Genomic DNA, 23,984 nt, shown 5'->3' on the forward strand with positions numbered 1-23,984 from the left:
TTTTTGATCTTAAACAATTACTCACCTTAAGCCAAAACTCGAATTACGATGGCCAATAAACGCAGGTCTTTTTTGTACAAGAACGGGCTTAGTATCGTTTTTATATCGCTATTTTTAATTACACTGGTTGCACAAGCATTAACCGGCTGGAAACAGCATAACCAGGAACTGATGGAGTTGAAGCAAGATCAGCTTGCGTTTTCAGTTTATTTACAAAGCGGACACTTTATTTCGGCCACTTTTGAAAATTTCGAAAGCGAGTTTTTGCAGATGGCATTATATGTGCTACTTACGATTTTTCTTCGGCAAAAAGGGTCAGCCGAATCCAAAAGCCTGGAAGACAAGGAGGAAGTTGACCGCGAGCCAGTTAACAGGCCAGATGCTCCATGGCCTGTAAAAAAGGGCGGATGGGTGCTAATGTTGTATAGAAATTCTCTTTCCATCGCCTTTGGGATTTTGTTTCTGTTCAGTTGGGCAATGCATCTTTATGGAAGTTGGGAAAACAACAACATTGAACAGCTTGCGAAGAACCTTCCTCAACAAAGTGTTTTCCAGTACCTCACAGAACCTGAGTTTTGGTTCGAAACTTTTCAAAATTGGCAGAGTGAGTTTTTATCTGTTTTTTCAATCGTATTTCTTACCATTTATCTGCGGCAAAAGGGTTCGCCCGAATCTAAGCCTGTAGATGCACCTCACATAGAAACTGGAAAATAAGTTTTTTCTAAATGTGGTGATGGCCTCATATAAGCGAGAGTAGCGTTGATTTGTCTTCAAGCCAGCACATCTGTGTGGTTATAGAATCTGGTTTAGCATTAAGTTTAAGGTATTTCCATTCATCCATTGATCCTCATGCAATGCCTTAAATCCCGTATCAAAAAAGGTATTTATGCGGTAAACCAAGTCATTCTCATGCTTGTTTTTAGTACAGGCAGTTCCAATGATCCATTTGCAGGGAGATGTCCATTTCATTTAGCTGCCAGACAATAAAGCAGTTCAGTGGAAACAGTTTGCGATGCAGAATGCAGTTATGGGACTGTAAAGAAAAGGCTAAATGATTTGAAACAAGATAATACAATCACTATGAAAACAACAAAGACCAACACCCGCCGGGATTTCCTGGCAACATCGATCAAAACAGCAATGGTGCTGGGTGCCGGTGCATCTATTCTAGGCAATGCTTTAAATCCAATTGCAGCCTTGGCTCAAAGTGCCGATTTGACCTTACAAGCGAAGATTGCGGTATTGGGTACAGCATCGCTTCAAACCAGTCAGCTTGCGTTAACCAAAGCATCTAATCCCGATGTGAAGCTCTTCGCTAAATTCGAGGCTGCCGAACAAGAGGTGATGGGCAAGATTTTGAAGGACTTGGGAACGCCAACACCTGCACCAAGTGAAGAGGGAAAGGCGATGCTCTCCAAACTACAAACATTAAGCGGGGCTGCTTTTGATAAAGCATTTATGCAAGGACAGGTAGACACCCATAAAAAACTGAAGGATGCCGTAAGTGCACTGATGAATGCCAGCAGCAATAAACACATCAAAAATGTAACGGCGCTTGCTTTGGCAACTATTCAGGAACATACCGAAAGAGGGCAGATGCTTTTGGGTAAGCTATAGGGGGATTTTGCTCAGTCTTTGCCCGGTGCCATTAGCTACTTCACAATTAAGGTCTCTATCAATAAAAAATTAAATGAAAAAGCAGATGAATGATGAAAACGAACAGACTCCGGAGCAAGAGAAGGAGCTGGCAGAGGAACCTGATTATCGTGGTATAGCCGGATCAGGTAGTTTAAATTCAACAAAAAAGAAAGTCCATTTGGATGATATTGAACATGAGCCTAACCAAGATCAAGAGAACCCGCTAACCCGTGGAATTTAGCATTAAGACAAAAATTAGCTCGGCATTTTAGTTAAGGTATGCAATAGGTTCCAGTAAATCGACGATCACTTTAGCCGTGTTAAACCATAATGAACTCTCGTTTCAATCAACGAAAGCGAGAGTTCATTCAAAAGACTTTATCTTATTAGTTTTCTAACCAAACCATTTGGGTATAGGCGCCATTGGCAGCAATATCCCAGGCTTCAACCCTTATCCATTTTCTGCCCGATAAGTTTATTGGCCAGCTAAATTGTTGTTTTCCAAATGCTCGTGTATAAGATAAATCAATTCTTTCCCGATAAATTTCCTTTCCGTCGCCAGAGACAATATCCACGTGATTTAAAGGAAAAGTCCAATCAAGATTCATATTCACTTTTACATTTCCACCCTTGTTTAGGCTTAACGTTTCTCCAGATTTTTTTCCATTTACATTGAAAGCTGGAATCAATACTTCACCAGTTGACACGAAGAATTTCCCCTTACGAATAGCATCCAATACGCTTTGCCATCCTTGCTCGTAATTTGGCAGTTTATCCATTTCCAAATAATTCACATTTAGGTGGGCATACATTTCATTTTGATGCGTGATGGTAAATATATCCGCCTCGGAAATTACATGCTTTTTCAATCCCCAATTGGCCATGTCATCCATTAATTTAAGTACCCGTTGACTGAGCGTTGGAATCGAAAGGTCTGCTGGAATAGCTTTCCAGGCAGCTCCAAGAAACGTTTCTGATTTGAAGAAGTCTTCGTCTTTGTAGGCGTCGGGATATCCGGTAGAGGCTTTAGTTCTGGCGTGAGCGGTCCAGGCTAAACCTTTTTCCAATTCCAAGAGTTTCAACATTTCTGCTTTATCCCCGATGTGATACACTTTTCCTAGTTTAGGATCATTCATCACAAATTGCTCATTTCCCTTTCGCGACATCACCCAATACACTGGCTTAGGAAAAAAAGCAAGCCAATGGCCTCCGTAAAAGTTATTTGCCTCTTCACCCGGAAGCAGTAAAAACTTATTATCTGATAATCTTTTGGTTTGCTCAAATAATGCTGTTAACTCTTTCAATCGATCATTATCTGGTCCTTTTGGATGCCCCGGTCCATGAAATTCTGCCAATTTCACAATATCTAACCCATGTTTTTTAAGTACATCAACAAATTCGGGTTTTTCCGGAATAGGTTTTCCCGCAAGTACCACATCAGATATAAATTCATTATGGAAATGTGTAGCCATTGTTTTATATCCGGAAACTGGTTTGTAAGCATCATCGTGGGTAAATTTTTTCACCTCTGCCAACGCAGATGCTGCATTTCCTAAATCAAGTAAGCAAAAGAAATTTAATCGCTGCTGGGTTTTCGGTGGCGCATTAAACCATGGTACATATCTGTTATCACCGTAAGGATCCTGGCGGATACCCATCCCAAAACCTGGAATCAAATTATGAAAGTTATTTCCGTACCAGGTAAACTTCAAATTAAAGGCTTCATCCAATGGATAAAAATACTGATGTGGCGCTGGGAATAACGCCAGGCTACCTGTAGTATTCTCCCCGATAATTGTGCGGTACTTTACTTCCAGATTCCGACTACTATCTGCCGCTTGTGGCGTAGCTTGTTGCAGCTCATCCTGAACGTTTGCCCAAGCCATCTTTTTCCAAATCGCCTTTTTATTCACCAATCCGGCATCGTATAAAATTGCTGTAGAATCTATGTCGGTCGCCATTACCGCGGCAACATTAAAAAGCGGACTTCCATTATACAGCGTAATTTCAACAGTACCTTTAAAACGATCAGCACTTGCGCCATCTATGGTAATGATAGTCCTTTGCCCTTTCGTGCTTACCTTAGCGTGCTGCTTGTCTATCGTAACCGGGTAAGATTGAAATGGTTTCTTTGGTACCCGATCAAAAAAAACATCCCATCCTCCGCTTGATGGACTTAAAGAACGTTTTCCGATGGTAAGTACAAATGCAGGATCCAGATCAGCTCCGATTTCCTTAAAAGATTTATTATTTCCCAACTGAACGCTCTTTAGCATCGGGCGGTCTTTCTCTAAGTCGATAAGCATTTTGCCAGTGAAATTGTTTCCGGCAGGCCATGTTAAAGTAATTACTTTTTGGTTAACAATAACTTCAGAGCCATTTTTTTTAAATGCAGAAAGATCTACGGATTTGGTTTGTGCACAAACTTTAAGAGAAAAAATTAGTGCACAAATAAGGAAAGGTTTTCTCATAATAAACTAAAATAGATAAAATATAAAACAGATAAGATTACCTCGTGTAATAATCTTATTATACAGTTTTAATACTTCCTAAATCGTTTTTATGAGTGATTTTTGGCCGAGATAAATTTGTCCATTCAGGGACGATATTTAAGTCTGCGAAATCAGCTTACTCTTCTTTTTCGTTTCCTTGCTCATAACGCTCATCTCCTTTTTTATCTTCATGTACAATAAGAGAATCTGGAGCTGCGGCCGCATTATTTGAGCCAGTTCCTGAAGTTTTTGGAGTGCTCAGGATGTCATTGTCGCTCTGATCTAGTTGATCATTAACATCTGTATTACCTAATGCTTTTTGGCTCAATTGCTCTTGATCTGATCTTTCATTTTTAAGATCGACATTGTTTTTATTATCGTTTTCCATATTGATAAGAACAGTTGGGAAAAGTTAAAGTTTCAGAAAACCTTCAATCATTATAATAGATTTTGGCTATCAAATTATAGAATTAAATGATTGGGATTATCAGTGTTAATCCGTTACTTTTATAATACTATCAAAACAAAGGTAGTTAGACTGTAAAACCTTAATGTATTATTATAATGGAGAATGACTCAAACGACATCAGTAAGTGCCCTTTTCATAATGGCAGCATGAAGCAAAATGTAGGTGGCGGCGGAACCAGAAATCGCGACTGGTGGCCAAATCAACTGAAAATTAATATTCTACGTCAGAATTCTTCTTTGTCTGACCCACTAGGTAAAAATTTTAATTATGCTGAAGAATTTAACAGCCTCGATTTAGAAGCGGTTAAACGTGATCTTCATGAGCTGATGACCGATTCGCAAGAATGGTGGCCAGCAGATTTCGGTCATTATGGTGGTTTATTCATCCGGATGGCTTGGCATAGTGCAGGTACTTATCGCGTTGGCGATGGCAGGGGAGGCGCAGGTGCAGGGCTACAACGTTTTGCGCCACTAAACAGCTGGCCAGATAATGTAAGTTTGGATAAAGCCAGAAGATTGCTATGGCCTATTAAGCAAAAATATGGTCAAAAAATCTCTTGGGCCGATTTAATGATTCTTGCTGGTAACATGGCGCTAGAATCAATGGGTTTTAAAACTTTTGGCTTTGCTGGTGGACGAGAAGATGTTTGGGAAGCCGACGAATCTGTTTATTGGGGTTCGGAAAAAACCTGGCTTGGAGGCGATGTTCGTTATGCGCATGGATCTGAGGGCGTTAAGGATGAAGGCGTTTTGGTTAGTGATGATAATGCGGATGGAGATGTGCATACCAGAAACCTGGAAAAACCTCTTGCTGCAGTTCAAATGGGCTTAATTTATGTTAACCCTGAAGGACCCGATGGCAACCCTGATCCAATTTTAGCGGCGAAAGATATTCGCGATACATTTGGAAGAATGGCTATGAATGATGAAGAAACGGTTGCTCTAATTGCAGGCGGACACACGTTCGGCAAAACCCATGGGGCTGCATCATCAGATCATGTAGGTAAAGAGCCAGAAGCTTCTGATATCGAGAGCCAGGGATTTGGCTGGCATAATAGTTATGGTTCAGGCGCTGGTAAAGATACCATAACAAGCGGTTTAGAAGTAACCTGGACCACCACTCCAACGCAATGGAGTAACAATTTTTTCGAAAATCTATTTGGGTTTGAATGGGAATTGACTAAAAGTCCTGCAGGTGCACACCAATGGATCGCAAAAAATGCAGATGATATTATTCCTGATGCCTTTGATGCGACGAAAAAGCACAAACCTACCATGTTAACTACAGACCTTTCTTTGCGTTTCGATCCTGCTTATGAAAAGATCTCCAGAAACTTTCTGGAAAATCCTGATCAGTTTGCGGATGCTTTTGCAAGAGCCTGGTTTAAATTAACGCATCGCGATATGGGTCCGGTTGCAAGATATCTTGGTCCTGATGTTCCAACTGAGGAATTACTTTGGCAAGACCCAATTCCAGCAGTTAACCATGCCCTGGTAACTGAATCCGATGTAGAATTATTGAAATCGAAAGTATTGCAATCTGGCTTAAGCGTTTCCGAATTGGTTTCTACAGCCTGGGCTTCAGCCTCAACTTTTAGAGGATCTGACAAACGGGGCGGCGCCAATGGTGCACGTATTCGTTTGGCGCCACAGAAAGATTGGAAAGTGAATAACCCGGCGCAACTGCAAAAAGTATTGTCTGTTTTAGAGAATATTCAAAGAGATTTCAATGCTTCACAGGTTGACGGTAAAATAATCTCTATCGCCGATTTAATTGTTTTAGCTGGTTCGGCTGCTGTTGAAAAAGCGATCAGCGATGCTGGCTTTACCAATAAAGTACCTTTTACTGCAGGGCGGATGGATGCTTCTCAGGAACAAACTGATATAGAATCGTTTGGATACCTGGAGCCACAAGCAGATGGTTTCCGTAATTATAGCAAAACGCGTTTCACCGTTTCTACAGAAGAGTTATTAATTGATAAGGCGCAATTACTTACGTTAACAGCGCCAGAGTTAACCGTGTTGTTAGGCGGTTTAAGATCACTGGATATTAATTTCGATGGATCTAAAAACGGTGTTTTAACGTTAAAACCTGGTCAGCTAAGTAACGATTTCTTTGTGAATTTGTTGGATATGAATACCGCATGGAAAGCAGTTTCTGATGATAAGGAAGTTTATTTGGGTAGCGATAGAAAAACTGGCCAGCCAAAATGGACGGCTACACGTGCCGATCTTGTTTTTGGTTCAAACTCAGAGTTAAGGGCAATTGCCGAAGTTTACGCTGGTTCGGATGCTAAAGAACGGTTCGTTGCTGATTTTGTGGCAGCCTGGACTAAAGTAATGAATCTAGATCGTTTTGATTTGGTTTAAAATAATGCTTATACTTATAATTAAGGGCACCATTCAGGTGCCCTTTTTTGTTTTATAGAGATCTTATTATCGGTGGAATATCACTAACCTTTCGAGATTATTACACTTGAAATTCAGATTATAATAAACATTTTTTCGTTCATTATGTTAGAAATATTAATCAAAACATTTTTAACTATGGATATCAATCACGAGAATCACTACAACAATAGTCAGGAAAATGAATCAGTTTCTAATTCACACAATAAGGAACAAAACCGAACGGTTGCAGGTATTAACGACATCAGTAGAGCATTTTGGGATGAGATTAACAACGAAATCGCATCAAATGATTTGCCGCTCTGGAGAATGTGGCGCTAAATTTTATGCATGGAACATTTGTTTTTTAAAGATTGGCCAGCTGTATTTCACATCATCATCTGTGCAGTAATATCATATATTGTTCTTTTCATCTTTATCCGGATTTCAGGGAAAAGAACACTTGCCAAGCTTAATGCATTTGATTTTGTGGTAACCGTTACACTTGGTTCCACATTATCGTCGATGATTTTAAAAAAGGTACCGCTTGTCGAGGGTTTTGTTGCCCTAATCACCATTATTGCCTTACAATATCTCCTGGCATTCCTGGCTAAAAACTCTTCAAAAATGGAGGATATGATCAATTCTACTCCTACACTCTTGTATTATAATGGAAAGTTTATTCTACCCGCCATGAAGAAGGAAGTGATTACCGAAGAGGAGATTTACTCTGAAATCAGAAAATATCGGCTTGAAAGTCTGGAAGATGTTCAAGCGGTGGTAATGGAGTTAAATGGAACTTTTACGGTAGTTAAAAAATCAAATAAAGTTGGCCCAAGTTCGCTTGATGATATTGAACTTGAGCACTAAAGTAACCTTCATTAAAGAGGGATTTCAAACCAAAATTCTGACCCTTTATTTTCTTCGCTAATTACGCCAATCTCGCCTCCATGTCTTTCAATAATTTCTGCCGAGATATATAATCCCAAGCCCAGTCCAGAGAATAAGTGTGAAGATTCTTCGACTCTAAAGAACCTGTCGAAAATATAATCGGCTTTGTCTTTCGGAATTCCAATACCAAAATCTTTTACAGCGACCCGTAAACTGGCTTCTTTTAGCTCTGTTTTAATAATAATTTCGTCTGAATGTGGCGAATATTTCAATGCATTAGAAAGGAAGTTAGAAACCACTTGCTCAATTCGGTTCTTATCAGCATGTACAATAACATCTTTTTCCATTTCCATGGTTACCGAATGTTTTCCCAAACTTCCTTGCATGCCATCAACTGATTCTTCAATTACCTCATTGATATTAAAGTCTGAAAATGTAAATACCATTTTCCCAGCTTGAATCCGGGTAACATCCAGTAAATCATCAACCAGCGAAGTCAATTTGCCTATTTGTTTAGTGGCCTTATCAATAAAACCCGAAATATGTTCGAACTTTTCTTGTTGAGCCATTTTAAGCGCAAATTGTAAATAACCTTTAATGCTGGTGATAGGGGTTTTTAATTCGTGGCTGGCAATACTCATGAACTCATCTTTTTTGTTCATCAGATCTTTAGTCGCCTCTTGCGCAATCATCAAATCGGTTACTTCGAAAGCAAAAAATGCTACACCATCAATTGCACCATTATCAGAGAAAACAGGGTTAAGGATAATATCGAACCAACTGTCTTTTATTGCTCCGGTGTTTTCGTCCTTTTGCTGAAGTTTGTAGGAGTTCGCAATAAATGTTTCTCCGGTAGCTAATACCTTCTTTTCAATATTTTTAAGCTCTTCAGTTTCAAATTGCGATCCTTCCTGGAGTTGTATTTTTCCAATGTAGTTACTGCCCCCGTCAAATTGAATAAAAGCTTCGTTTACAAACTCATAAACTAAATCTTTACCTCTTCTGATGGAGATTAAAGCAGGAGCTTTTTTGAAAATACTGTAAAACTCATCCTGCTGCTTTTTGATTAACTTTTGAAGTTCGTTGCGGCGTTTCTCATTGTGCTTTTGCTTGCTAATATCGATAATGTAAGAAACAGCATCTTTTCCATCTTCATCATCTAAAATGGCAGAGCCTACCAATACATCGATCGTTTTACCGCTTTTAGTAATGTACTGCTTTTCAAATGGCGGACAAAAACCTTCGTTCTTAACCATATCAGCCGATATTTTGCTAATCGGAATAAAATCAGGAGGGGTAATGTCATTCCATTTGATTATACCTTTCTCTAAATCCTTAGAAGTATAACCGAGCATATCAATGAAAACTTTGTTAGCTGTTTCAATTCTTCCGGTTTTAACATCAGAGAAGATCATCCCGATTACGTTCGAATCGAAAATTTTGCGGAATTTCTTTTCTGTTGAGTTCAGTTTTGTTTCTGTGTCAATTAAAACAGTAATATCCAATATAGAGCCTACCATTCGATATGGAACTCCGTTATCATCTAACAAAATGCTGCCCCGGTCGAGAATGGTAGCATAGCTTCCATCGGCTTTTTTAAGTCGATATTGCGAGGTCCACTGCGTTTCAGAATTATTAATGGCTTCGTAAACACTGTCTTTTACCCGTTTCCTATCATCAGGATGAATGTTTTCGAAGAAAAATGAAATGTTCTGACTACCTGGATTATTTTCATAACCAAACATTGTGGCAAAGTTATCGTTCCGCCACATGGTGTTATTGGCCAAATCCCAATCCCAAATGGTATCATTGGTGGCCTGAGATACGAGATTGAAACGCTCTTCGCTTTCGGAAAGCCTAACTGTACGCTCCAGAATTTTTTGTTCCAGTTCTGTATTTAATTCTTTTAAGTTTTCTCTGGTGCCTAATAACTCGTTATAGTTGCGTTTTAACTTTTCTTCTGATAGTTTCTGTTTTGTGATATCAGTAATGGTGGCAGCAAAACCGTCAGCCATTTTCACAGCAACAATTTCTAACCAAACCTTTTCGTTAAGTTTTAACTCAAACTGTAAAGATGTGCCTTTCTCTACTACATTGATGTATTTATTAAAAATATTTCCTTCAGCAATTTCAGGCAAATGTTCGAGAAGTTTTCCACCAGCAAGTTCTTTTTCATTCTTGCCAAGAATTTTTAAGGAAGCCTCATTAAAAGATAAACATTCAAAATCGGTAATGAAATGTTGTTTATTTCGTACTGCTTTAAAAGCAATTACACCATTTAAACTGGCATTAAAAACTGCAGTAATGATGTTACTTAGTTCAGTTAGTTTCGAGATATCAACAAATGTAATCACCACACCATCAATTTTTTTGTCTTTTCTGATGTATGGCATAATCCGCATCAAACTGCTGTTGCCATTTTTAATGTGGATTTCTTTTTCTACAATCTTGCCTGTTTTGATAACCGAATCTATATCCCTATTTAAGTTGTCCGTTTTAATGTTGTTAGAAATATGTTCAATTGAACGACCTATATCAGCCTCAATTAAATTCACCATACTAATCGCAGCCGCATTAAACTTGCGGATATACATCCCCGAATCAACGAAAATCTGCCCGATATCGGTACTTCTGAAATAGTTATCCAAGTCATCATTGAGTTCAATTAACTCCTTTATTTTAACCTGATGCTCGGTATTTAGGGTATGCAATTCTTCGTTTAATGATTGTAATTCTTCATTACTCGATTGCAATTCCTCATTTGCAGAAAGCAGTTCCTCGTTGGTAGATTGAAGCTCCTCATTGGTGGTTTCCATTTCTTCAACCGCCAATTGCAGATTGTTACGGGTTTCGTTCAGCTCTGCCTCCAGCTCAAAAATATACTCATTTTGATCGCCGGTATGGTAATTTACTGAGCCTAAATCATCTTTATCAGGAATAGTTTCTAAAGTGCTTTCTCCAAAAACTACCAGGGTGAGGGTATTGGTATCTGTAGATTGTGGCGGTTGTACCGAGATGTTTAAATAGGTTTCTTTGTCGTTTGAAGAAAATCTAACTCTTTTTAAATGGGTAATTTTGTTGTCTTTCCAGGCGCTTCTCAAAGCCGTATTTAAAATGATAGAAATTTCTTTCGGTACCATTTTCAATATGTTCAGCTCCAGTTTATCTTCAGGGAGAAAAAGAAATTTGCGATAATCACCAATAGCATCTTGCATCAAGTACGATTTATCGATGTAAATGCCCACGTAGCCTAAATCTCTTGTTAAAAAGTTATTGAAACTTTTTTCAATTGGGCTAACGGCAAAATCGCTGGAGCTGCTTTTCTTTTTGCCTTGATCTGAAGTCTGTCTCGATCCGGTGTTGTAGGTATTATAGCTGGAATAGTTGATCACTCCAGTTTTCTGGTAAATTTTCCATTTGCTCGAAACCTCGGTTAATCCAGCTCGCAAAGATGATGCAGTTTCACTTGAGCCCAGCATTAAATAACCGTTCGATACCAGGGAAAAGTGGAAAATGGACAGTATTTTTTCCTGTAAAACACTATTCACGTAAATCAGCATATTTCGGCACGTAATCAAGTCATTCTTAATAAAAGGAGGCGACTTAATTACATCGTGCTTGGCAAAAACAACTTGCTTCCTAATGCTTGGAATTACTCCATAGAACTTGCCATCCTGATGAAAATATTTTTTGAAATATTTCGGTGGCACTTCTTTACTGATACTCACAGGATATTGGTTTCTGGAAGCAATTTCAATGCTTTTGTCGTCAATATCAGTAGCAAAAATTTTAATATCAATTTTCTTTTTCGATTTCTCTACACATTCATTGGCTATAATGGCAACAGTATATGCTTCTTGTCCGGTGCTACAGGCACAAACCCATATTTTCAGCGTGTCACCAGCAGATTTTTCTTTTAAAACTTGATTAACCTGATCGGCAAATGCTTCAAAAGCACCTTTATCTCTAAAAAATTTAGTTACTCCAATTAAAAAATCCTGCCCTAAAATGGCAACTTCCTTTTCGTTTTTTCTCAGAAATGCGACGTATTGATCGAGCGTTTTGATACCATTCTCGTTCATCCTTCGCCCAATTCTCCTGATGATTGTTGGCGTTTTATATAAATTAAAATCGTTGCCACTCTGTAAATGAACGAGTTTAAAAATCTCATCCAAGAGCTTTTCATTTATTTTGCCATTCTCAAGAACTTTCACAGGCTCCTCATTAACATAGTTGAAAAGTTCCTTGTGCATATCTGGCGCAGCAAGTATATGATCTACATTGCCAGATGAGATTGCACTATTGGGCATTCCATCAAACTTTGCGGTTGAGGGTTCCTGAACGATAACCATACCGCCATTTTCTTTAATGGCCTGAATCCCTTTGGTACCATCAGTACCTGTGCCTGAAAGTATTACCGCGATTGCTTTTTCTCTTTTATCTGTGGCTAGCGTGTATAAAAAATGATCTATCGCAGTGTTAGGTGCTTTGATAACGGACTTGTCTGCCAGTTTTAATCGCCCCTGGCTTACCGTCATTAATTTGTTGTTGGGGATGATATAAACACAATCTTGTTGAATAGCCATGTTATTGGCTGCTTCAAAAACCTTCATGTGGGTATGCTTGGCGACAAGTTCTACCAGCAAACTTTTATAATCTGATGAGAGATGTTGAATAACTACAAAAGAGAAGCTGGTGTTGCTAGGCATGTGATCAAAAAACTCATGTATAGCTTCTAAACCACCTGCCGACGCTCCAATTGCAACAATATATTTATCGTATCTTTTTGAAGTTTCTTTAACTACTTGCTCAGTCATTCCGTTTAATTATAAATTTGTTTAGCCCTAAATTCAAAAAGGAAGTTTCTTAAAGATTCCGCCATTTCCAACTCAGTATCTTGCCAATCGCTAGATTGCCCGTAAATAGTTTGTAACCATTGTTTAAATGAATTTCTTGGATGATAATTAACACCGTCTTTTTCGAATTTTATAGCCTGATTAGGATCTCCGCCCCACTTAATATCTTCTATTACCTCAGGCCTAAAGCAAATCAAAAACTCTCCTTTGCTCGCTTCAATTGGAATAACCAGTAAACCACTCGCTACAGGAGCATAGTTTTTCGCCTCCTCGTAAATTTCTCCTAAATTTTCATTCGCAAAAACTTTATTAACCCCTTTTCCTTCAAGCCAAAGTACAAGATTTTCCAAATCATCTATATCTGGTACAGTGCCTAAAGTTTTAATTTTTCCGTTTAAGCTCAAGGCCGCACCAGTAGCATTAAACAACGAAAGCAGGTTTTGGTTTTCGTCTGTTAAAATTCCTTTAACGATGTCGTTTTCGGAGTAAACCAAATCGGTAATAATACTTCGTTGATGCAACAATTTAGCGTGATCCATTAACTGCTCATGTTTTATAATGGACGAAATCCGATAGGAAATTTCCATGCTTAACCAATCAAAAACTGATCTGCTTTCTACGCTGAGGGATTTGCTGGTAATGTGGTGGCAGGAGATTAAACCCCACAAGGTACCATCGACCATAATGCGTATAGACATAGATGCGGTTACATTCATATTGGCCATATATTCCAAATGTACGTTGGCTACACTGCGTAAATTACAATCCGAAAGATCTAAGAAACCATTGGTAATAGGATTAATAACCGGGAAAAGTTTAATGGTTTGATAATTTCTATTCGGAATCAAACGAAATGGATTTTTCAAATACAGTGCTCTGGCTTGTTTCGGAACGTCAGAAGCAGGAAATGTCTGCCCCAAGTAACTTTCTAAATCACCAGTTATCTCTTCGGCTATTACGGTTCCGTTCCAGTTTTTATCGAAACGATACATTCTAATCCCATCAAAACCAGAAATTCTTCTAATCTCTTTAATACTCGCCTCAAAAACATTTTGCAGGCTTTCGGTACTTTCTAATGTGGAAATAAACGATCTTACTTCCTGAAATACTTTGGTAAAACTTCGCTCAGGTTCGTTATCTATCTTTTCTATTTCAAGGATGATAAGATCTTTTTTAACATGTGCCAGAATATTTACTGGTTCAGCAAGCGATCCATTTTTTAATGTAAACTGGAAGGGCAAACGATTTCTCAAGCCTTTGCTCACTCCGGCTTCAAAGTGTTCAAAATCTTCATCAGATAAATACTGCTGAAAAGCATTAGATATGCATTCTTTGGCGATACAACCAATTATTTCGTTAACATTTTCACTGGCTTGAATGATATTAAGATTTTCGGTATCTAGAACTAAAAGATATCCGAAATCTTGTATGGAGTTGGTTTGATGGATGGCAAGATTTCCACAAAATTCTGCATCGTAATTATTTTGTTGACTCATTTTTTTATTTTTCACGCCCCGTTTTCAGCAACGTTTAGGAGATAGATTTAATGTGATGGAACTACATATTATTAAATAGCAACGAATTAGGTTTTTAATTAATAGCATTTGAATTATGAGCAGCTCTGAACGCATAAAAATATACAAAAGCTATCTAAAAACCATTCTTTATATCTAAAATGGTACTCCTTTTAATTTTAGAAAAAGTGCTTCCGTTATCTACAACAAGTGCTAGGCATTTTTTAAATCTTTTAAAACATTATAGGCCAAACAGAACTTTAGTATTTAAAATTTGATGATGAATCGTTATGAAAATAAAATAGCGCTGATTACAGGAAGCAGCCAGGGAATAGGAGAGGCTTGCGCATTGAGATTGGCCAAAGAAGGTGCTGACATTATTTTAAATGGGCGCAAATTTGACGAACGCGGAGAAAAATTGATCGCCGAAATCGAAGCCATGGGCAGAAAAGCCAAATTCTTAGCTGCTGATGTGAGCAAAACTACCGAAGTTTTAAAGCTGATTGATGATGCAACAAAAGTTTTTGGATCGCTGGACATTTTAATCAATAATGCAGGCTTAGAAAAAAAAGCAGATTTCTGGGAGGTAACAGAAGAAGATTACGACATTGTAATGGATACGAATCTCAAAGGTGTTTTTTTTGGCATTCAGGCTTTTGTTAAATATTGTAAAAGAGAAAAGCGGGCGGGTACCATTATTAATATGAGTTCTGTTCACGAAGAGATCGTATTTCCCCACTTTGCCGCGTACTGTGCCAGTAAGGGAGCATTAAAAATGTTGTGCAGGAATTTAGCGACTGAACTTGCAACTCTAAATATTCGAATTAACAATGTTGCACCAGGTGCAGTAACCACCCCAATTAATCAAGATTTGTTAAATAATAAAGCACAGCTGGAGAGTTTGTTAGAGAATATTCCGATGCGGCGCATGGGTAAAGTGGAAGATGTTGCTGCAGTGGTGGCCTTTTTGGCTTCTGATGAAGCAGGTTATGTAACAGGCTCTACTTATTTTGTTGATGGTGGTTTAACTTATCACTACGAAGAACAGTAAGCTAAAACTTACTGGTTCTTCTTTCTATTTGTTTATTTAATTCTACTGCTGCGCTAATTAAAGCCAAATGGGTAAAGGCTTGAGGAAAATTGCCTAGGTGTTCCCCTTTTTTTCCTAATTCCTCACTGAACAAATGCAGGTGATTGGCATAACCTATCATCTTTTCGAAGTTCTCTACCGCACGTTCTATTTCTCCACTTTTAGCCAAAGCTTCAATGAACCAAAAAGAACACATATTGAAGGTGCCTTCTTCCCCTTCAAGGCCATCGATATTTCTTAAGCCGTTGTTGTAGCGATAAACCAGAACATCAACCAGTAATTCTTCATCAATAACCTTCATAGTAGAAAGCCAACGCGGCTCTATAGGAGAAATAAAATGAGTCAAAGGCATTAGCAGAACGCTTGCATCTACATGTGTCGCTCCTTTGTATTGTACCCATGCACCCAGTTTTTCACTCCAGAAATTGTGATAAATATCGTTGTAGATATCACTCCTAATTTGATGCCATTCATTTTCAGGATAGGGAAAAGAGCGATGTTCAGCTATTTTAATTGCCCTGTCGAGTGCAACCCAACACATTAAACGCGTATGGAGAAACTCTTTTTTCTCACTTCTGATTTCCCATATTCCATGATCAGCCTTTTTCCAGTTTTTGATCACCTGGGCAATTTGTTTTTCGATAAGGGTCCAAAACTCATAGGTGATTGGTTTATACGATTTATTATAGATGTAGATCGTGTCAATCAACTCTCCGTAAATATCAATTTGCAATTGTTTTGCTGCAGCATTACCGATCCTAACGGGCTTAGAAGAACGGTAGCCTTCAAAATGTTTCAGATCTTTTTCTTCGATGCTTGTTTCTCCATCAATTTGATAGACCAGCTGCAAATCAATTTGTTGGCAGAGGCTAAAAATCCAGTCGATGAATGCGGTTGCCTCATCATTAAACCCTAATTTTAAAAAGGCATACATGGTAAAGGCCGCATCGCGAATCCAGGTATAACGATAATCCCAATTTCGGTTTCCTCCAATCGCTTCTGGAAAGCCAAAAGTGGGGGCGGCTACAACAGAACCATGTTTTACAGAAGTAAGGAGCTTTAGTGTGATAGCCGATCGTCGTATCAGTTCACTGTATCTTCCGGTGTAACTGGTTTTGTTAATCCAGTTAATCCAAAAGTCTTTCGTTTGGTGATAAGATTGCTCTTTATAAAACTCAAAGTCTTTTCCTGCTTCACCATTTTCTAAAAATTCGATAACGATTGTGGCCACTTCTCCCTCCTCTAAGGTAAATTCACTATAACCGTTTTTCTTGGTCACCCTTAGGGCTTTATCCGAAATCATATTGATTTGCAGATTTTCTTTCTTGCAGGTAAACTTAATTTCTGTTTCCAAACATTCGGTTTCGTAGTCGCTTTCTGAATATCCAAAGCGAGGAACGCAACTCACCTTAAAATTGATACTTCCACGTACGGTTTTAATTTGTCTTACGATAGCACTATTAAGCGCAACATTCCCTTTTTCAATAGGCATGAAGTCGGTTAGCTCCGCTATTCCTGCATCAGAAAAGTAGCGGGTCAGTAAAATTGCAGTCCCAGGCAAATAGAGTTGTTTGCTGGTGAAATTTTCTAAATCGGGTTCAACGGCGAAAAAACCACCTTTTTTCGAATCGAGCATGGTGGCAAATACGGTAGGAGAATCAAAATTTGGTGCACACATAAAATCAATCGACCCTTGTAAGGATACTAAAGCAACGGTTTTGAGGTTGCCGATGATGCCGTAATTTTCAATTGGCTGAAAAGGTCGTTTTGTGTGATTCATATCTGCTAATAATGGGTCAATCCTTTAATAAATAAGTTTAAACGTTTTTTTGTTTGCTTACCTCAGCATTTGGCTAGCACCCGCAAGAATGTTTGGGCAAAAAAAAATCCCGACTAAATTTTCGTTAGTCGGGATCATTATATCTTTTGGAGGTGTTTACACTAAGAAACCGCCACCCAGTAAATCGTTTCCTTCATAAAAAACTGCAGATTGTCCTGGTGCAATTGCCGATACATTATGATCAAAAACTACACGCATTCTGTCTTTTTCTTGTACAATGGTACTTAACATGCCAGCATCTTTATAACGGATTTTGGTAATTACATCGTTCATTGGTTCTTCAATGCTTGCATATTTAATCAGGTTAATGTTACGCACCATTGCTTCTCTACGTTCCAATTCTTCAGCTTTTCCTAACACAACGGTATTACTTTCTGGCAATATCTGAGTAACAAACATAGGTTCGCCAAATGCTACACCTAAACCTTTACGTTGCCCTATGGTATAGAACGGATAACCTTTATGCTGGCCAACAACCATTCCATTGCTTAGAATAAAATTTCCGCCGGCAACTCTGTCTTCCAAATCTTCAACTTTATGTTTCAAGAAAGCCCTGTAATCATTATCAGGTACGAAGCAAATCTCGTAGCTTTCTGATTTTTTAGCCAACTCTTCCTGACCCATATCCAATGCCATTTGTCTGATTTCGGACTTCGCAAAACTTCCTAATGGAAATTTAGTTCGCGAAAGATTTTCTTGCGAAACACCCCAAAGCACGTATGACTGATCTTTATTTTCGTCTTTTCCTTTTGAAATAACATAACGCCCGCTATCTTGCTGGCGGATGTTTGCATAATGACCAGTGGCAATAAATTCGCAATCCAGTTTATTAGCACGTTTTAACAAGGCTTCCCATTTAATATGCGTGTTGCACAAAACGCATGGATTTGGAGTTCTTCCAGCTAAGTATTCATCAACGAAGTTATCAATTACATAGTCGCCAAATTCATCGCGAATATCTAAAATGTAGTGTGGAAAACCATAGTTTACCGCAAGTGTACGAGCATCGTTAATACTATCTAAAGAGCAACAACCGGTTTCTTTGCTACTTCCACCTGCACTGGCGTAATCCCAGGTTTTCATGGTTAAGCCAATTACTTCATAGCCTTGCTCATGCAACATTACTGCCGCTACCGAACTATCAACCCCGCCACTCATGGCTACCAGAATTCTACCGTGTTTACTCATTTCAAAATAATTGGATGCAAAAATAAGGTTTATTTACCTCAATTTTTTTAAAGCAAGTCAGTTACTTGTAAAAAGCAGATCGTACATCCTTTCAAATCTTGACTCAAAAAGCCTTTCTGAATGCCTGTTTCCTTATGATTCGCTATTTCTCATGCTACTTTCCCTAAACAAGGGTTTTGGACGGTCGTTAGCAAACCTGATGTTTAGCAGGCCACTTTGTGTCTAAACCTGATCGTCAGCGGTTCCCGATTTTTCATCGGGATAAGCAAAGAGCAGGACTGAAATGAACTAAAAGCACAGAAACTTGCTTTCCAAATCGAAAATAGGTTTCCATGTCAATTGTATTTTTTCTATTGATTAAACGATTTAGTTTAAGATTTTATGCAGATTAGTTTTTTAATTAATACCTTAGAATCTTCAAAATATAAAGTTTCAATTTTAAACAAATATGATTAAAAAAGTTATCCTGCCTTGTTTGTTATTGTCGTCATTTATGGCCTCGGCACAGCAGAATTTAGTTCAATATGTTAAACCAATTATTGGTACCTCAAAAATGGGACATACGTATCCCGGAGCTACGGTTCCGTTTGGTGCGGTACAGTTAAGTCCGGAAACAGATACGCTATCTTACGAGGTAAATGGCAAATATAATGGCGACGTTTATAAATATTGTGCAGGTTATAAATACGAAGATAAAACGATAACAGGCTTCAGTCATACGCACTTTAGCGGTACAGGTCACTCAGATCTGGGTGATTTTTTAATTATGCCTACCCAAGGAAAGCTCCAGTTAAATCCGGGTACGGCCGACAATCCAAAAGGCGGATATCGCTCTGCATATTCTCATGCAAACGAAAAAGCTGAAGCGGGTTACTATAAAGTAAAGTTGGATGACGACAATATCACTGCTGAATTAACGGCGACAAATAGAGTCGGGATGCATCAGTACACCTTTCCGAAATCAGATCAATCGCACATCATTCTCGATTTGATGGCTGGAATTTACAATTATGAGGATAAAACCGTATGGACTTATGTTCGCGTAGTTAACGATACTTTAGTTACAGGCTATCGCCAAACCAATGGTTGGGCAAGAACACGTACCGTTTATTTTGCTATGAGTTTTTCTAAACCTTTTAAAAGCTATGGCCGTAAGAGTTACGATGCTAAACAGGCATATCGCGGTTTCTGGGGTAAGTTTAACCAGGATCAAAACTTCCCTGAAATTGCTGGTAAAAAGCTAAAAATGTATTTTGATTTTGATACGCAGGAGGGAGAGAAGGTAAAAATTAAGTTTGCGCTATCTCCGGTAAGTCAGGAAAATGCCTTGCAAAATATGCGTGCTGAAATCTCGGGCTGGGATTTTGATAAAGTTAAAACGCAGGCACAAACTACCTGGAATAAAGAATTGAACAAAATTCAAGTTAGTACTTCGAACGATAATAAGATTAATTTTTATACTGCACTATATCACTCATTTATTAATCCAACAACTTACACTGACGTAAATGGAGAATATAAAGGTTTGGATCAGGGCATTCATAAAGCAGAAGGTTTTACCAATTATACTACTTTTTCGCTATGGGATACCTACCGGGCTTTGCATCCTTTCTTTAATATTATGCAGCCAAGTAGAAGTAATGACATGGTAAAATCGATGATGGCCCATTATGATCAGAGCAGTTTAAAAATGCTGCCGATTTGGTCGCATTATGCAAACGATAACTGGTGTATGAGTGGCTACCATAGTGTTTCTGTTTTGGCGGATGCAATAATTAAAGGCACCTACAACGGCGATGCAAACAAAGCTTTAGATGCCTGTGTAACAACTGCTAAACACCGCGATTATGAAGGGATTGGTTACTACATGGATAAGGGTTATATTCCTGCAGAAAAAAGTGGCGTATCAGTTTCAAACACTTTAGAATATGCTTATGATGATTGGGCGATTGCACAATTGGCAAAAAAATTAAACCGAATGGACGTTTATAACGAATTTATTAAACGCTCTAATAACTGGAGAAATAACTACGATGCTGCCTCGGGTTTTATGCGTCCACGTTTAGCTGATGGAACTTTTAAAAAGGCATTTGACCCTAAAGACACAGAAGGACAGGGCTTTATTGAAGGCAACAGTTGGAATTACAGTTTCTTTGTGCCACATGATCCCAGTTCTTTAGTGGAAGTAATGGGCGGAAAAAAGAAATTTGCAGCTCGTTTAGATTCTTTATTTAGCATGCATTTGCCTGATGAGTTTTTCGCTCATACAGAAGATATTACACGTGAAGGTATTATTGGCGGTTACGTTCATGGAAATGAACCCGCACATCACGTGGCTTACCTATACAACTGGACGGACGAGGTTTACAAAGGGCAGGCACAAATTCGCCACATTCTAAATATGCAATATAAACCTACTGCTGATGGCTTAGGTGGAAATGACGATTGCGGCCAAATGAGCGCCTGGTATATGTTCTCAGCAATGGGCTTTTATCCGGTTGCACCAGGTTCAGATGTTTATTCGTTAGGAAGTCCGCTGGTTAATAATGCTGTGATTAATTTAGAAAACGGAAAAACCTTTACTGTTGAAGCAATTAAGCAAAGCGATAAAAATGTGTACGTTCAAAAAGTAATGTTGAATGGTAAGGAAATTACAAACCATCAAATAAAGCATACTGACATTACTAATGGTGGAAAGCTAACTTTTTATATGAGCGCTAAACCAAAGAAATAAGATTCAAAATCATCTTTATTGTTGTTTAAACCGCTGGCTAGGGCCAGCGGTTTTTTTGTGGGGTTAAGGGCCCGAACGATCAATTGGTTGCGTAAGAATATTTTGCGATAATCTATCACTAACAGATTTAGAGAAACTCTTCTAATTTTAAGATAACCAATAACATTCGATCAAAAAAAATGAAACGCCCAATGAGGCTACCAATTTTTAATTGATGGAATTCTCTAGGTAAACAAAGATTTTGATTGATAATTTTCAAATAATTGTAGATAAATTTCACTATTTTCACAGATAAGTTTATGGTAATCATTTAATTACAAGTATAATCTTATATGAAATTTGCCTATGATCAACACTGCTCTAGATTTCATTTCGAAAGAAATTAATGGCTATTTCAACCATCTTATCGGAACAACAAACGAAGATTATATTGTTGTTTCGAATCTCGTTTACGATGGCAAACTAGCTATTCCTCATCAAAGCCTGGGCTTAACCTTAATTAACATTGAAGAAGATCTTGTTGCCAAAAATCAGTTTGTAACTGTAAGAAACATGCCGGGTGAGGTTAAATCCAGAAATCCTGGTATGGGTCTTAGCTTATACATCCTAATCTCCGCAAACTTTTATTACGAAGCAACTATAACGACTCGAGCGGATTATCTGGGAGGTTTGGAAAGGTTATCGCAAGTAATTTCTTTCTTCCAGAATAAAAATGTTTTTACACCGTCCAATTCGCCTCAATTATCTATCATAGATTCTAACATTGAACAATTAAGTATAGCGCTTGTGAATCTTAATTTCGAACATATGAACCATTTATGGAGCGCTATCGGACACAGTTATCTTCCTTCGGTAATGTACAAAATTCGTATACTTTGTGTTTGAGAGCACGTACAGCAGGTTGCGTATGGAGTAGTTGAAGCTATTTCCGTTAATAAATTTGAAGACCAGGAAATCAATCTTTTAAAAGAAATGCGACATAAGCTTGAAAAATCAATTACTTAAAAAATGGCTTTAAAATACAAAAATCCTGGAGTTTACGTTGAAGAGATTTCAATTTTTCCACCCTCCATTGCCCAGTTAGAAACTGCTATACCGGGTTTTATTGGTTATACCGCTAAGCGAGAAAAAAACGGAATTGCTTTCGATTTAAATGTACCACAGCGCATTGCTTCGCTTTTAGAATTTGAACAATATTTTGGGTTAGCGTATCCTGAGCTTTTGGAAGTGACCATAGAAAATCCGGATAAGGGTTCTAATATGCCGAAGATTGCAGTAAATCCAACAACTACACTTTCAGGCTATCTACTTTATTATCATGTAAAAATGTTTTATGATAATGGTGGCGGTCCATGTTTCGTTGTTTCTGTAGGTGATTTTGCCGAAATACCAGTCATAGTTAAAAGCGATTTAAAAAATGGATTAGACGCGTGTGAAAAAGAGGATGCTATTACTTTACTCGCTATTCCAGAAATTACAGCGCTATCGTCGGCGTCGGAAATATTAGAACTGAACGATGCCATGCTTGCTCAGTGCGCAAAGTTGAAAGATCGATTTTCCATACTTGATGTGCCACAATCTGGCTCGGCTACGCCTATTCGCGATGCCGATACATTTCGTAGCGATTTTGTTAGCGCTGATCATTTAAAGTATGGAGCAGCTTATTATCCGAAAATTCAAACAAAAGCTACCTATAATCGTACCGCTGATGATTTTATTAAGATTGCAGCTGATAATAGGGGTATAGGAACAAACAATGGTATTTACAATAAGGTTGTTGATACTAAACAGTCAATTACCAAAATTATTGATACATCTAATCCCATTACTGCATTAAAGGCCTCTGGAACTATAACTTTCGAATCTAATGATCTTGAAAATCATTCTATCTGCATAGCAGGTATCAGTTTTAAGTTTGGAGGAAGTGATGGTATCCCTTTAGGAAGCGGGGAGGTATCTGCCGAATCACTTAGGGCAGCTATTGCGGCTAACCCCAATCTTTCTGCTCTGGTAGCTGCAACTGTAGATGTCGCTGTTGTTATCTTAACTGCGGTTACCGCCGGAAATGACGGCAATAACATTACCATGGTTTATGATCCGAAAGGAAACATACCCGCTGTTACTTTGAGTGGCCCAGCTTTAACTGGCGGTTTTGATAGCATAGATTTTACGTTATTTCACGAAATTAAGGCTGCATTAAATGCATATACCGTTCCACTCTATCCATCAGGAATGGTGGCTGGAGTAATGGCCAGGGTAGATAACAATAGAGGCGTTTGGAAAGCTCCGGCAAATGAAAGCATCAGAACAGTTGATAAACCACTAGTTAAAATTAGTGATCAGGAACAAGATTACCTCAATGTCGATCCTATCGGAGGAAAAAGTATAAATGCCATTAGGAATTTTGATAGTAAAGGCACTTTGGTTTGGGGCGCCAGCACGTTGGCGGGAAATGATAATGAATGGCGATACGTTCCTATTCGGAGATTATTTATCATGGTGGAGGAATCTATCAAAAAAGCAACCGAGTTTGTTGTATTCGAACCAAATGATGCCAATACCTGGATTAGGGTAAAAGCCATGTGCGAGAACTTTTTAAATCAATTATGGCGCCAAGGTGCACTTGCAGGGGCGAAACCAGAACATGCCTATTTTGTAAATGTAGGCTTGGGCGTAACCATGACATCCCTAGATATTTTAGAAGGAAGATTAATTATTGAAATCGGTTTGGCTGCGGTTCGGCCGACCGAGTTTATTATATTGAAATTCTCTCTTTTATTAGTAAAATCCTAAAACATTGAACCCAAATACAAAACGCTGTGATGAACATCGAGAACCAGTGAAACACCTGACATTACCTTTCTCAAATTAGATTAATCCGTAAT

The 23,984-nt window shown here is 38.4% G+C and carries 16 protein-coding genes; 10 read left to right on the plus strand and 6 right to left on the minus strand.

The window, feature by feature from the left end; translation table 11 throughout:
* The first annotated feature begins 48 nt into the window (after window positions 1-48).
* From ACZZZC_RS11485 to ACZZZC_RS11495, 3 genes are all read left to right on the plus strand, one after another.
* The gene (locus ACZZZC_RS11485; RefSeq protein WP_463486076.1) at window positions 49-714 is read left to right on the plus strand and encodes a DUF6766 family protein; all 666 of its coding nucleotides are present in this window, start codon (window positions 49-51) and stop codon (window positions 712-714) included.
* A gap of 366 nt (window positions 715-1,080) precedes the next feature.
* A complete protein-coding gene (locus ACZZZC_RS11490) occupies window positions 1,081-1,617 on the plus strand; it encodes a DUF4142 domain-containing protein (RefSeq protein WP_463486078.1) in 537 nt (178 codons plus the stop codon).
* Between the two features lie 73 nt (window positions 1,618-1,690).
* Window positions 1,691-1,879, plus strand: a complete 189-nt coding sequence (locus ACZZZC_RS11495) for a hypothetical protein (RefSeq protein ID WP_463486079.1) — start codon at window positions 1,691-1,693, stop codon at window positions 1,877-1,879.
* 145 nt (window positions 1,880-2,024) lie between these two features.
* Here the strand turns inward: ACZZZC_RS11495 and ACZZZC_RS11500 are convergent, their stop codons facing one another.
* Complete coding sequence (locus tag ACZZZC_RS11500; protein WP_463487267.1) at window positions 2,025-4,109, minus strand: CehA/McbA family metallohydrolase domain-containing protein; 2,085 nt, start codon at window positions 4,107-4,109, stop codon at window positions 2,025-2,027.
* A 157-nt stretch (window positions 4,110-4,266) separates the two neighbouring features.
* Window positions 4,267-4,518, minus strand: coding sequence for a hypothetical protein (locus tag ACZZZC_RS11505; RefSeq protein WP_463486081.1), 252 nt, complete (start codon window positions 4,516-4,518; stop codon window positions 4,267-4,269).
* Between the two features lie 176 nt (window positions 4,519-4,694).
* Between ACZZZC_RS11505 and katG the strand changes: the two genes are divergently transcribed.
* From katG to ACZZZC_RS11520, 3 genes are all read left to right on the plus strand, one after another.
* On the plus strand, window positions 4,695-6,968 hold the full coding sequence (gene katG / locus ACZZZC_RS11510; RefSeq protein ID WP_463486082.1) for a catalase/peroxidase HPI: 2,274 nt from the start codon (window positions 4,695-4,697) through the stop codon (window positions 6,966-6,968).
* 144 nt (window positions 6,969-7,112) lie between these two features.
* Window positions 7,113-7,328, plus strand: coding sequence for a hypothetical protein (locus ACZZZC_RS11515; RefSeq protein WP_056850074.1), 216 nt, complete (start codon window positions 7,113-7,115; stop codon window positions 7,326-7,328).
* Between the two features lie 9 nt (window positions 7,329-7,337).
* Entirely contained in the window at window positions 7,338-7,856 is a 519-nt protein-coding gene (locus ACZZZC_RS11520) for a DUF421 domain-containing protein (protein WP_463486083.1), read from the plus strand.
* An 11-nt stretch (window positions 7,857-7,867) separates the two neighbouring features.
* Here the strand turns inward: ACZZZC_RS11520 and ACZZZC_RS11525 are convergent, their stop codons facing one another.
* Entirely contained in the window at window positions 7,868-12,694 is a 4,827-nt protein-coding gene (locus tag ACZZZC_RS11525; protein WP_463487268.1) for a chemotaxis protein CheB, read from the minus strand.
* Window positions 12,695-12,699: 5 nt separating this feature from the next.
* Window positions 12,700-14,229, minus strand: a complete 1,530-nt coding sequence (locus ACZZZC_RS11530; RefSeq protein ID WP_463487269.1) for a GAF domain-containing protein — start codon at window positions 14,227-14,229, stop codon at window positions 12,700-12,702.
* A gap of 295 nt (window positions 14,230-14,524) precedes the next feature.
* Here ACZZZC_RS11530 and ACZZZC_RS11535 point away from each other — a divergent pair, with 295 nt between their 5' ends.
* Window positions 14,525-15,298, plus strand: a complete 774-nt coding sequence (locus tag ACZZZC_RS11535) for an SDR family NAD(P)-dependent oxidoreductase (protein WP_463487270.1) — start codon at window positions 14,525-14,527, stop codon at window positions 15,296-15,298.
* A gap of 1 nt (window position 15,299) precedes the next feature.
* On the opposite strand, the gene ACZZZC_RS11540 is transcribed toward ACZZZC_RS11535, so the two are convergent.
* A complete protein-coding gene (locus ACZZZC_RS11540; RefSeq protein WP_463487271.1) occupies window positions 15,300-17,117 on the minus strand; it encodes a glycoside hydrolase family 15 protein in 1,818 nt (605 codons plus the stop codon).
* Window positions 17,118-17,273: 156 nt separating this feature from the next.
* On the minus strand, window positions 17,274-18,365 hold the full coding sequence (gene mnmA, locus ACZZZC_RS11545) for a tRNA 2-thiouridine(34) synthase MnmA (protein WP_056850069.1): 1,092 nt from the start codon (window positions 18,363-18,365) through the stop codon (window positions 17,274-17,276).
* Window positions 18,366-18,813: 448 nt separating this feature from the next.
* Here mnmA and ACZZZC_RS11550 point away from each other — a divergent pair, with 448 nt between their 5' ends.
* The 3 genes from ACZZZC_RS11550 (at window position 18,814) to ACZZZC_RS11560 (ending at window position 23,892) form a co-directional block, all read left to right on the plus strand.
* Window positions 18,814-21,099, plus strand: coding sequence for a GH92 family glycosyl hydrolase (locus tag ACZZZC_RS11550; RefSeq protein WP_463487272.1), 2,286 nt, complete (start codon window positions 18,814-18,816; stop codon window positions 21,097-21,099).
* 345 nt (window positions 21,100-21,444) lie between these two features.
* The gene (locus tag ACZZZC_RS11555) at window positions 21,445-21,984 is read left to right on the plus strand and encodes a Pvc16 family protein (RefSeq protein WP_463487273.1); all 540 of its coding nucleotides are present in this window, start codon (window positions 21,445-21,447) and stop codon (window positions 21,982-21,984) included.
* Between the two features lie 123 nt (window positions 21,985-22,107).
* Entirely contained in the window at window positions 22,108-23,892 is a 1,785-nt protein-coding gene (locus ACZZZC_RS11560) for a phage tail sheath family protein (protein ID WP_463487274.1), read from the plus strand.
* The last annotated feature ends 92 nt before the right edge of the window (window positions 23,893-23,984 follow it).

Source organism: Pedobacter sp. AC212, assembly GCF_979258625.1.

Coding starts and splice junctions, on each gene's coding strand:
- ACZZZC_RS11555 (WP_463487273.1), top strand. CDS start 21,445: ATGATCAACACTGCTCTAGATTTCATTTCGAAAGAAATTAATGGCTAT.
- ACZZZC_RS11490 (WP_463486078.1), top strand. CDS start 1,081: ATGAAAACAACAAAGACCAACACCCGCCGGGATTTCCTGGCAACATCG.
- mnmA (WP_056850069.1), bottom strand. CDS start 18,365: ATGAGTAAACACGGTAGAATTCTGGTAGCCATGAGTGGCGGGGTTGAT.
- katG (WP_463486082.1), top strand. CDS start 4,695: ATGGAGAATGACTCAAACGACATCAGTAAGTGCCCTTTTCATAATGGC.
- ACZZZC_RS11525 (WP_463487268.1), bottom strand. CDS start 12,694: ATGACTGAGCAAGTAGTTAAAGAAACTTCAAAAAGATACGATAAATAT.
- ACZZZC_RS11515 (WP_056850074.1), top strand. CDS start 7,113: ATGTTAGAAATATTAATCAAAACATTTTTAACTATGGATATCAATCAC.
- ACZZZC_RS11535 (WP_463487270.1), top strand. CDS start 14,525: ATGATGAATCGTTATGAAAATAAAATAGCGCTGATTACAGGAAGCAGC.
- ACZZZC_RS11530 (WP_463487269.1), bottom strand. CDS start 14,229: ATGAGTCAACAAAATAATTACGATGCAGAATTTTGTGGAAATCTTGCC.
- ACZZZC_RS11560 (WP_463487274.1), top strand. CDS start 22,108: ATGGCTTTAAAATACAAAAATCCTGGAGTTTACGTTGAAGAGATTTCA.
- ACZZZC_RS11505 (WP_463486081.1), bottom strand. CDS start 4,518: ATGGAAAACGATAATAAAAACAATGTCGATCTTAAAAATGAAAGATCA.
- ACZZZC_RS11500 (WP_463487267.1), bottom strand. CDS start 4,109: ATGAGAAAACCTTTCCTTATTTGTGCACTAATTTTTTCTCTTAAAGTT.
- ACZZZC_RS11550 (WP_463487272.1), top strand. CDS start 18,814: ATGATTAAAAAAGTTATCCTGCCTTGTTTGTTATTGTCGTCATTTATG.
- ACZZZC_RS11540 (WP_463487271.1), bottom strand. CDS start 17,117: ATGAATCACACAAAACGACCTTTTCAGCCAATTGAAAATTACGGCATC.
- ACZZZC_RS11495 (WP_463486079.1), top strand. CDS start 1,691: ATGAAAAAGCAGATGAATGATGAAAACGAACAGACTCCGGAGCAAGAG.
- ACZZZC_RS11485 (WP_463486076.1), top strand. CDS start 49: ATGGCCAATAAACGCAGGTCTTTTTTGTACAAGAACGGGCTTAGTATC.
- ACZZZC_RS11520 (WP_463486083.1), top strand. CDS start 7,338: ATGGAACATTTGTTTTTTAAAGATTGGCCAGCTGTATTTCACATCATC.